Origin of the sequence: Rhizobium sp. CC-YZS058 (assembly GCF_034720595.1) — a bacterium.
Classification (GTDB): domain Bacteria; phylum Pseudomonadota; class Alphaproteobacteria; order Rhizobiales; family Rhizobiaceae; genus Ferranicluibacter.
On the sequence record NZ_JAYESJ010000001.1, the window covers coordinates 4,273,283 to 4,282,491 of the forward strand.

A 9,209-nucleotide genomic window follows, 5' to 3' on the forward strand; every position below is an offset into this window, starting at 1 on the left:
AGGTACTTTTTATCATATGGCTTATTGAGCTCCCTTACACGGAAGCCTTCACCAAGGCGATGGTTCCCTCGGGGAGGGTATATTGCTCGTGAATCTGGCTGATGCCTTTCTTTATCGCCCGACGCAGGCGAACACGGCGGTTTTGGGGCCCGCACGCAGACAGGTCCAGGCTGCCCGGAACGCCAGCAGACATCACAGCACTGATAGGAGCGTCGACACCGTTGTCGAGTCTATGGCGATCTTCTGACTGATATCCAGACTACGAGGAGTGCGTCCGGCGCAGCAGAGCGCCCGGCACGGGCGGGTGGGCTCAGCGCGCAGTCTGCTTTGTTTCTTGCCCGACCACTTCGCCAGGACACGTTCACCTGAAAACAACCATCCGTCGTATTGCTACCTAGGTCTCGTCCTCAAGTTAACGGTTCTTGATATGTATACGACTAAGGAGATCGTAGCGAGACAAGGACAGATCTGATGATCATCAGGACAGGCAGTCAGGCGGGTGAAGTCGTAGGCAAATGTGGCGCTGCCGTCCTGCGATCTGAAGCCGGGTGGTACTGGATCGTCGCAGGAACCGATGGAGACGAGGGCGATGAACTGCGTTCCATGCTGAAAGGCCCTAGAAGGGACGACCCGTGGTGGTTCATAGACCGCCGGCCTTGGACGCCGATATGGAGCCTCGAACTACTCTTTGAGGATTCTATGGCCTCGTTTGGCGTTGCACGTATCGTTTTTGATGAGATGGGCCAGCATTTCCTCGAGGCTGATCACGGACGGATGGCGTACCAGGCTGAGGGAACGGATGATCTCTTGGTGGAGATCCTTCGTCGAGCAGAGCCTGCCATGGAAAGATTGATCGCGGGACGTGGAGATCTCGCTTGCACCCCGATCGGGCCCTACTTCCAGAAGGGCTCAGCGGATTCGAATTTTCCGGAAGTCGAAATTCAAGGTGCACCCAGACGCTGGGCGATCTACCGGAGGCCTGACGGAAGATGGTTCTATATAGAAATGTTCGAACTCAGCGACGAGGATACTGATCGAACTGTAGAGATCGTCGAAAACGCTGACGGCTTCTGGAGCATACGCGTCACGGAGCAGACCATCGAGGAGTGGTCCGACCTCACGCGTGTAGACCGCTTCGATAGTCCGGCAGAACTTGGCACTAAGCTCGAGTGGGGCTACGCGCAGGCTCGCGAAGCTGCAAAACGTTGGATGGACGGAGCTGAGCCGGTTGATCTTGATGCCTGCTATATCTCTGGCCCCGAATATACTGCACGGGCGAGCTTCGAGGCATGGGAGCGGAGGCTCCTCGCCACTAGCTAGCCCTGAAGTGGGCTTGCCAACCTTACAAGCGTAGCTAAGGCGTAGGGAAGCGTACAGGCATCAAGGTAGCTTTGCCTGACCTCAGCCGGCGTATGTCGAAGAAGCCGGTTCCTTCTACGGTCGAGTTGGATTTTTCGATTTGAGGTTCTGCGTCGCGATCATCTGGCGCGAGCAACCCTGCCCGCAGGCATCTGATCTCGACTTTTCCCAGTTGTTCTAGTTCAGCGGCAAGAGCCAGGCTCCTTACGCGCCGAGGGGCTAGTTTGCCGTGTCGAACATCCTCTCGAGATTGTTCAGATCATGGCAGCTTTGCCGATGAAGTAACACTGCAGTCACCTCCGGCCGGCACTCAAGAACGAAAACACGCCTATAGCGATAAGGGTGCTCAGCAGAGATCACGGCGAACCCGTCCCGCTCGACGCTTATCGACTCAAGCAGAGATTTATGTCCGATCGCTAAACATGCTGTTCCAACGACCGGAGCGGAACTTTGGAAATTTCCTGCCCGCTCAGTACCGCCGCGCCCGCCTGACAACCTTCATATAGGACGGGAGATGCCCATGAGAGGGCAGGAAGGAAGAACTTTCTCGAAAACGGCCAAATCAAATCCGGCAGAAAGCCCACATCAGTCAGCGCAGGGACAAACCAGACCGGCGAAATCAAAGGCCCAACTGTCTGAGTTCGGTATGGGCAAAAGCGGAAATGGTGTCCACGAGAGGATTCGAACCTCCGACCCCAGGATTCATCCCACTTCGGCTTTCGCCGCCGTCGACGTGCTGTCGCCGTTCGTGGTCTGGACTGTCCCTTCACCATGAGCCTTTCGGCTTGTAGGTGCTGCCCATCCAGTCTCTACACCTTCAACGGATTTCTCCGAAGCTTGGCTCGGGATTGGCATGCTGAGCGTTCAGCGAAGCGTTCCCCGACTTTGAGCAGATCGACTGCACGCTTTCGCCGTGCAGCCCCCAATTATGAACCAGGAATCCTGTGCTCTATCCTGCTGAGCTACGTGGACACATGCATTTCCGACTTCTCAATAGCGGATCATCCCCGTCGCTTCAACTCTCCTGCGCATTCGCCTGCGCGTCGTGCAGGGCGGAAATGCGGATTGCGGGGCTTCCGCGGACGATCGATCGGGTGATAAGCAGGAACTGCTAACGCGTGATGGTGCCATGGGGCGAGGCACAGTCCTGCGAGGGAATGAAGAGGCAGAAGTTCGGCATGTTTATCGGCATTGACTGGGGCGGGACGAAAATGGAAGTGGTGGCGCTCGACCGCCGCGGCGATGAGCGTGCACGCAAGCGCGTGGCCACCCCAACGACCTATGCCGACTGCCTCGCCGCCGTTGCCGATCTCGTCGGAGCCGCCGAGCAGCAGGCCGGAGAGAGCGGTACGGTGGGCCTCGGCATTCCAGGCAGCCCCAATCCGCTGACCGGGCTGGTTCGCAATTCCAATGCCGTGGTCTTGAACGGCAAGCCGCTCGGGCGCGATCTCGAAGCCCGTCTCGGCCGCCCCGTGCGCATTGCCAATGATGCCAATTGTCTTGCCGTGTCGGAGGCGGTGGACGGTGCCGGCGAAGGGCTGCACGCCGTCTTCGGCATCATCATCGGCACAGGCCATGGCGGTGGATTGGCCTTGGACGGCCGCGTCCATGCCGGCTTCCAGGGGCTGGCTGCGGAAGTCGGCCATTACCCGCTTCCCTGGATGAAGCCGGAGGAATATCCCGGCCATCTCTGCTGGTGCGGCAAGCGCGGCTGCCTTGAACAATATGCCTGCGGCACCGGGCTGGAGCTGGATTATCGCCTGTCGACCGGTGCGGAGCGAAAGGCGCGCGACATCATCGCCGACAAGCGGGCTGGCGATGCCTCCGCACTTGCCGTCTATGAGCGGTTCGCGGATCGTCTCGCCCGCAGCCTGGCGCTCCTCACCAACATCGTCGATCCCGATGTCTTCGTGCTCGGCGGCGGCATGTCGAATGTCGATGAACTCTACGACGACGTGCCGCCGCGCGTGGCCGAGTATCTGTTTGGCGATACGTTCAAGACCCCGATCCGCAAGGCGCGCCATGGCGACAGTTCCGGCGTGCGCGGTGCTGCCTTCCTCTGGAAAGAGGCAGCGCCCTGATGATGAAAGGACAGAGACGATGAATGTCGACGAGGATCTCCGCCGTGTGGCGGAGCAGGAAGCGGCCCTGCAGTTCGAAACGTTCGATCCCGCTATGGCCTTCACCTTAGGCACTACGCTGCGCGGCCTGGCTTTGGCGCGCGGCCTGCCGATCGTCATCGATGTCAGCCTGTTCTCCATGCCGCTTTTCTATTCGGCGCTCGAAGGCACCACTCCCGACAATGCCAACTGGGTGCGCCGCAAGCGCAACTGCGTGTCCCGCTTCTTCCGCAGCAGCTATGGCCTCGGTCTCTCGCTCGCCAAGGATGGTCGCAGCCTGCAGGAAAAATTCGGTCTGTCGGATGCCGATTTCGCGCCGCATGGCGGCAGTTTCCCGATCACCGTCCGAGGTGCGGGCTGCATCGGCGCCGTCACCGTCTCCGGTCTGCCGCAGCGCGATGACCATGCGCTGGTGGTGGAGGCGCTCGCTGCCTTGTTGGATCAAGACTTCGCTACCCTTGGATTTGACACCTGAACGTTCATTTTGAGGTTTTCTTGATGACCCTTGTCCGCATTGCCAATGATCTTTCTGCTTGGCTTCAAGACCAGGCTCTGCCCCTCTGGCTCCACACCGGATACGATCGCCATCGCGGCGGTTTTGTCGAGACGATCGACATGCGCGGTGAGCCAACGGACGCCCATCGCCGTGCGCGCGTTCAGCCACGTCAGATCTACTGTTTTGCCGAGGCTGGACGCCGCGGCTTTGCCGGTGATTGGCGGTTCGTGGTGGAGGATGGATTGTCCTACTTCGACCGCGTCTATCGCCAGCCGAGCGGCTTCTACGGTGCGCTTGCCTCTGCCGATGGCCGGCTTCTTGATCCGTCCTTCGATATCTACAACCAGGCTTTCGCCTTCCTGGCCTTTGCCTATCTTTCGAAGGTCCTGCCGGAGCGGTCCTTGGAGATGCGTGAGCGCAGCGATGCGTTGCGCGCAGGGTTGGGCGCCTTCTGCAAGCATCCGGTCGCGGGTTTCGAGGAAGACAATCCGCCGCGGCTGCCGCTTTGCTCAAATCCGCACATGCATCTGTTCGAGGCCTGCCTGGCGAGCGAGGCGACAGACGGGTTCGACACGCTGGCCTGGACCAATCTCGGCGACGAGATCGCTGGCCTCTGCATGGATCATTTCATCGACGGTGAAACCGGCGCGCTCAGGGAGTTCTTCGATCATGACTGGGCACCAGCCCAAGGCGAAAAGGGGCGCATCGTCGAGCCCGGCCACCAGTTCGAATGGGCCTGGCTGCTGACGCGCTGGGGTGAAAGCCGCGGCAGCGGCACGGCGATCGCCAAGGCTCGCCGCCTCTTCGAGATCGGCGAGACCCACGGTGTCGATCCTGCACGCGATGTCGCGGTCATGACGCTGTTTGACGATTTTTCCGTTGCCGACCCGATTGCCCGGCTTTGGCCGCAGACGGAATGGCTGAAATCGGCCATTCGCCTGGCGACGTTGACTGAAGGCGCGGAACAAGCACGCTATCTCGCTTCCGCCACCCGCGCGGCTGCGGCGCTGCAGCGCTTCCTCGATGTTCCCATCGCAGGCCTGTGGCGGGATAAACAGCAGGCCGATGGCCGTTTCGTCGAGGAACCGGCGCCGGCCAGCAGTTTCTACCACATCCTCTGCGCCATCTATGAACTCGAGGACTGCCTCAAGACCCTCGATGCCCAGACCTGATACTCATATATTGACATAAACATATCTTTATGTGACAGCCTTTCGCTGACTCTTCAGCGAAAGGCTTTGCCATGTCCGTCCTGACCGCGCTCTTCGGCGACGAGATCGCCCCCTCGGATGGCTCCGAGGTCGTGCAGGCCTTGAAGGCTGCTGCCGCCGAGCGAATCCTGATCATGGACGGGGCCATGGGCACCGAGATCCAGACGCTCGGCCTCGCCGAGGAGCATTTTCGCGGGGATCGATTCGCGGCATGCGACTGCTACCTTCAGGGCAACAACGATCTCCTGACGCTGACCCAGCCGGCTGCCATCGAGGATATTCATTACCGCTATGCGCTGGCTGGCGCGGATATCCTCGAGACCAACACCTTCTCCTCCACCTCCATTGCTCAGGCCGATTACGGGATGGAAGATCTCGTTTATGAGCTGAACCGCGACGGAGCGCGCTTGGCGCGGCGGGCCGCACGCCGGGCAGAGGACAAGGATGGGCGCCGCCGTTTCGTGGCTGGCGCGCTTGGACCGACCAACAGGACCGCCTCGATTTCGCCCGATGTCAACAATCCAGGCTTTCGCGCCGTCACGTTCGACGAACTGCGTCTCGCCTATGCCGAACAGCTTCGCGGGCTGATCGATGGCGGCGCCGATATCGTGCTGATCGAGACGATCTTCGACACGCTGAATGCCAAGGCTGCCGTCTTCGCCACGCGCGACGTGTTTGCCGAGCGCGGCGTCACCTTGCCGGTGATGATCTCCGGCACGATCACCGACCGCTCCGGCCGCACCCTCTCCGGCCAGACGCCGACCGCCTTCTGGCATGCGCTCCGTCATGCCGACCCGTTCTCGATCGGCCTCAATTGCGCGCTCGGTGCCGACGCCATGCGCTCGCATCTCTCCGAACTGTCCGGGGTGGCCGATACGCTGATCTGCGCCTATCCCAATGCCGGCCTTCCCAATGAATTCGGCCGCTATGACGAAAGCCCCGCCGACATGGCGGCGCAAATCGCCGGCTTTGCGAAGGAGGGCCTGGTCAATATCGTCGGCGGCTGTTGCGGCTCGACGCCGGACCATATCGCAGCCATCGCCGCCGCAGTCTCTGCCTATCGGCCGCGCCCGGTGCCGGAGATCGCGCCGCTGATGCGGCTGTCCGGCCTGGAGCCCTTCACGCTCACCACGGACATTCCCTTCGTCAATGTCGGCGAGCGCACCAATGTCACCGGCTCGGCGAAGTTTCGCAAGCTGATCACGGCCGGCGATTATCCGGCGGCCCTCGCGGTTGCCCGCGACCAGGTCGAAAACGGCGCCCAGATCATCGACGTCAACATGGATGAAGGGCTCATCGATTCGCGCCAGGCCATGGTCGATTTCCTCAATCTCATGGCCGCCGAGCCCGACATTGCCCGCGTGCCGGTCATGATCGACAGCTCGAAATGGGATGTCATCGAGGCGGGCCTGAAATGCGTGCAGGGAAAGCCGCTCGTCAATTCGATTTCGCTCAAGGAAGGGGAGGAGGCCTTTCTTGCGCAGGCACGCCTCTGCCGGGCCTATGGCGCAGCCATGGTGGTCATGGCCTTCGATGAGCAGGGCCAGGCGGACAGCCGCGCCCGAAAGGTCGAGATCTGCCGCCGTGCTTACCGACTGCTGACCGAGGTGGCCGGCGTGCCGCCGGAGGACATCGTTTTCGACCCGAACATCTTCGCGGTGGCCACCGGCATCGAGGAGCATGACAATTACGGCGTCGACTTCATCGAGGCGACCCGTGAGATCATCGAGACGCTGCCGCATGTGCATGTCTCCGGAGGCGTCTCCAACCTGTCCTTCTCCTTCCGCGGAAACGAGCCTGTTCGCGAGGCCATGCATGCGGTGTTCCTCTATCATGCCATCCAGGCAGGCATGGACATGGGCATCGTCAATGCCGGCCAGCTCGCCGTCTACGAATCGATCGAGCCGGCGTTGCGCGAGGCCTGCGAAGACGTGGTTCTCAACCGTCGCTCGGATGGCACCGAGCGTCTTCTTGCACTCGCCGAGCGCTTCAAGGGCACGGCAGGCCGCGAGGCCAAGGAGCGCGATCTCGCCTGGCGCGACTGGCCGGTGGAAAAGCGGCTGGAGCATGCGCTGGTCAATGGCATCACGGAATTCATCGAACAGGACACGGAAGAAGCCCGCCAGGCGGCTGAGCGGCCGCTGCATGTCATCGAAGGGCCGCTGATGGCCGGCATGAACGTCGTCGGCGATCTCTTCGGCGCCGGCAAGATGTTTTTGCCGCAGGTGGTCAAGTCGGCCCGTGTCATGAAGCAGGCGGTCGCCGTGCTGCTTCCCCATATGGAGGCCGAACGCCAGGCGGGCGGTGGCGTGGCCGGTGCGCGGCAGAGCGCCGGCAAGGTGCTGATGGCGACGGTAAAGGGCGATGTGCACGATATCGGCAAGAACATCGTCGGGGTTGTGCTGGCCTGCAACAATTACGAGATCATCGATCTCGGCGTAATGGTGCCGGCCGCCCGGATTCTCGAGGTGGCCAGGGCGGAGAACGTCGATATCATCGGCCTCTCCGGCCTGATCACCCCCTCGCTCGACGAGATGGTCCATGTCGCCTCGGAAATGCAGCGCGAGGGATTCGACCTGCCGCTTCTGATCGGTGGCGCAACCACCAGTCGCGTGCACACCGCCGTCAAGATCCATCCGCGCTACGAGTCGGGTCAGGCGGTCTATGTCACCGATGCCAGCCGGGCGGTCGGCGTCGTCTCCAGCCTGCTGTCGCCGGACATGCGCGGGCCCTATGTTGAGACGATCCGCGCCGAATATCGCAAGGTCGCCGAAACCCATCAGCGTGCCGAGCGCGACAAGCAGCGCCTGCCGCTCGAAAAGGCGCGGGCGAACCGGTTCCCGGCCGATTTCGCCAGTCCGCTGCCCATCCGGCCGAGCTTCCTCGGAACCCGGGTGTTTGAGGATTGGGATCTCGCCGAGCTGGCGCAGTACATCGACTGGACGCCCTTCTTCCAGACCTGGGAGCTCAAGGGCAGTTATCCGGGCATCCTTGACGACGAGCGACAGGGGGCTGCAGCCCGCCAGCTCTTTGCCGATGCGCAGGCCATGCTTTCCCAGATCATTGCGGAATGCTGGTTCAGGCCGAAAGCGGTGGTCGGCTTCTGGCCTGCCAATGCGGTGGGCGACGATATCCGCCTCTTCGGCGATGAAAACCGGCGCGACACGCTCGCCACCCTGCACACGCTCCGCCAGCAGATGGTGAAGCGCGATGGCCGCCCGAATGTCGCGCTGGCGGACTTCGTCGCGCCGCAGGACAGCGGAATCGCCGATTTCGTCGGCGGCTTCGTGGTCACGGCGGGCATCGAGGAGGTGGCGATCGCCGAGCGATTCGAGCGTGCGAACGACGACTATGCTGCGATTCTCGTCAAAGCGCTCGCCGATCGATTCGCCGAAGCCTTTGCCGAACGCCTGCATGAGCGGGTCCGCAAAGAGCTCTGGGCCTATGCGCCGGAGGAAGCGCATGCGCCGGCCGCGCTGATCGGCGAACCTTATCGCGGCATCCGCCCGGCGCCCGGCTATCCCGCCCAGCCGGACCACACGGAAAAGGCGACGCTCTTCCACCTGCTCGATGCGGAACGCGCGATTGGCGTCCGGTTGACCGAGAGCTTCGCCATGTGGCCGGGCTCCTCGGTCTCCGGCCTCTACCTTGCCCATCCCGAGGCCTATTACTTCGGCGTCGCCCGCGTGGAGCGCGACCAGGTCGAAGACTATGCGCGTCGCAAGGGTATGGCGCTCGAAGAGGCCGAACGCTGGCTGGGCCCGATCCTCAACTACACGCCCCTGGCTCGCCAGGCGGCCGAGTAGACTCGCAAGGGCGCTCCGGCGCCCTTGAACGTCTCTGGAGGAGCCCCCATCTCTTCGCTTGAGAGGCGGCGCTGGCGAAACCATCGGCCGCTCCGTCTCGATCCTCCGTTCTGCGTCGACGACACCCCCAGATTCCGCCCGTTTTGCCGCTAAACACGGAATTTCCGTTTCCGATCAGCGACTTACAAAAAACTTTGCGATTTTGTTTTTTGGTGTG

5 protein-coding genes are annotated in these 9,209 nt (G+C 61.9%); all 5 read left to right on the forward strand.

Going from position 1 to position 9,209, the window contains the following annotated elements; all coding sequences use genetic code 11:
- Positions 1-471 precede the first annotated feature (471 nt).
- The 5 genes from U8330_RS20210 to metH all read left to right on the forward strand — a co-directional run bounded on the left by U8330_RS20210 (position 472) and on the right by metH (position 8,992).
- Positions 472-1,320, forward strand: a complete 849-nt coding sequence (locus U8330_RS20210) for a hypothetical protein (protein ID WP_323107052.1) — start codon at positions 472-474, stop codon at positions 1,318-1,320.
- 1,217 nt (positions 1,321-2,537) lie between these two features.
- On the forward strand, positions 2,538-3,440 hold the full coding sequence (locus U8330_RS20215; protein ID WP_323107053.1) for an ROK family protein: 903 nt from the start codon (positions 2,538-2,540) through the stop codon (positions 3,438-3,440).
- 19 nt (positions 3,441-3,459) lie between these two features.
- Complete coding sequence (locus tag U8330_RS20220; RefSeq protein ID WP_323107054.1) at positions 3,460-3,954, forward strand: heme-degrading domain-containing protein; 495 nt, start codon at positions 3,460-3,462, stop codon at positions 3,952-3,954.
- A gap of 23 nt (positions 3,955-3,977) precedes the next feature.
- Positions 3,978-5,147 carry an AGE family epimerase/isomerase gene (locus U8330_RS20225; RefSeq protein WP_323107055.1) on the forward strand — a complete coding sequence of 390 codons (1,170 nt, stop codon included), beginning with the start codon at positions 3,978-3,980 and terminating at the stop codon, positions 5,145-5,147.
- 71 nt (positions 5,148-5,218) lie between these two features.
- Complete coding sequence (gene metH / locus U8330_RS20230) at positions 5,219-8,992, forward strand: methionine synthase (protein ID WP_323107056.1); 3,774 nt, start codon at positions 5,219-5,221, stop codon at positions 8,990-8,992.
- Positions 8,993-9,209 lie beyond the last annotated feature (217 nt).

Bases quoted from the DNA above. Each gene is read 5' to 3' on its own strand.
- U8330_RS20210 (WP_323107052.1), top strand. From the start codon at position 472: ATGATCATCAGGACAGGCAGTCAGGCGGGTGAAGTCGTAGGCAAATGT.
- metH (WP_323107056.1), top strand. From the start codon at position 5,219: ATGTCCGTCCTGACCGCGCTCTTCGGCGACGAGATCGCCCCCTCGGAT.
- U8330_RS20220 (WP_323107054.1), top strand. From the start codon at position 3,460: ATGAATGTCGACGAGGATCTCCGCCGTGTGGCGGAGCAGGAAGCGGCC.
- U8330_RS20215 (WP_323107053.1), top strand. From the start codon at position 2,538: ATGTTTATCGGCATTGACTGGGGCGGGACGAAAATGGAAGTGGTGGCG.
- U8330_RS20225 (WP_323107055.1), top strand. From the start codon at position 3,978: ATGACCCTTGTCCGCATTGCCAATGATCTTTCTGCTTGGCTTCAAGAC.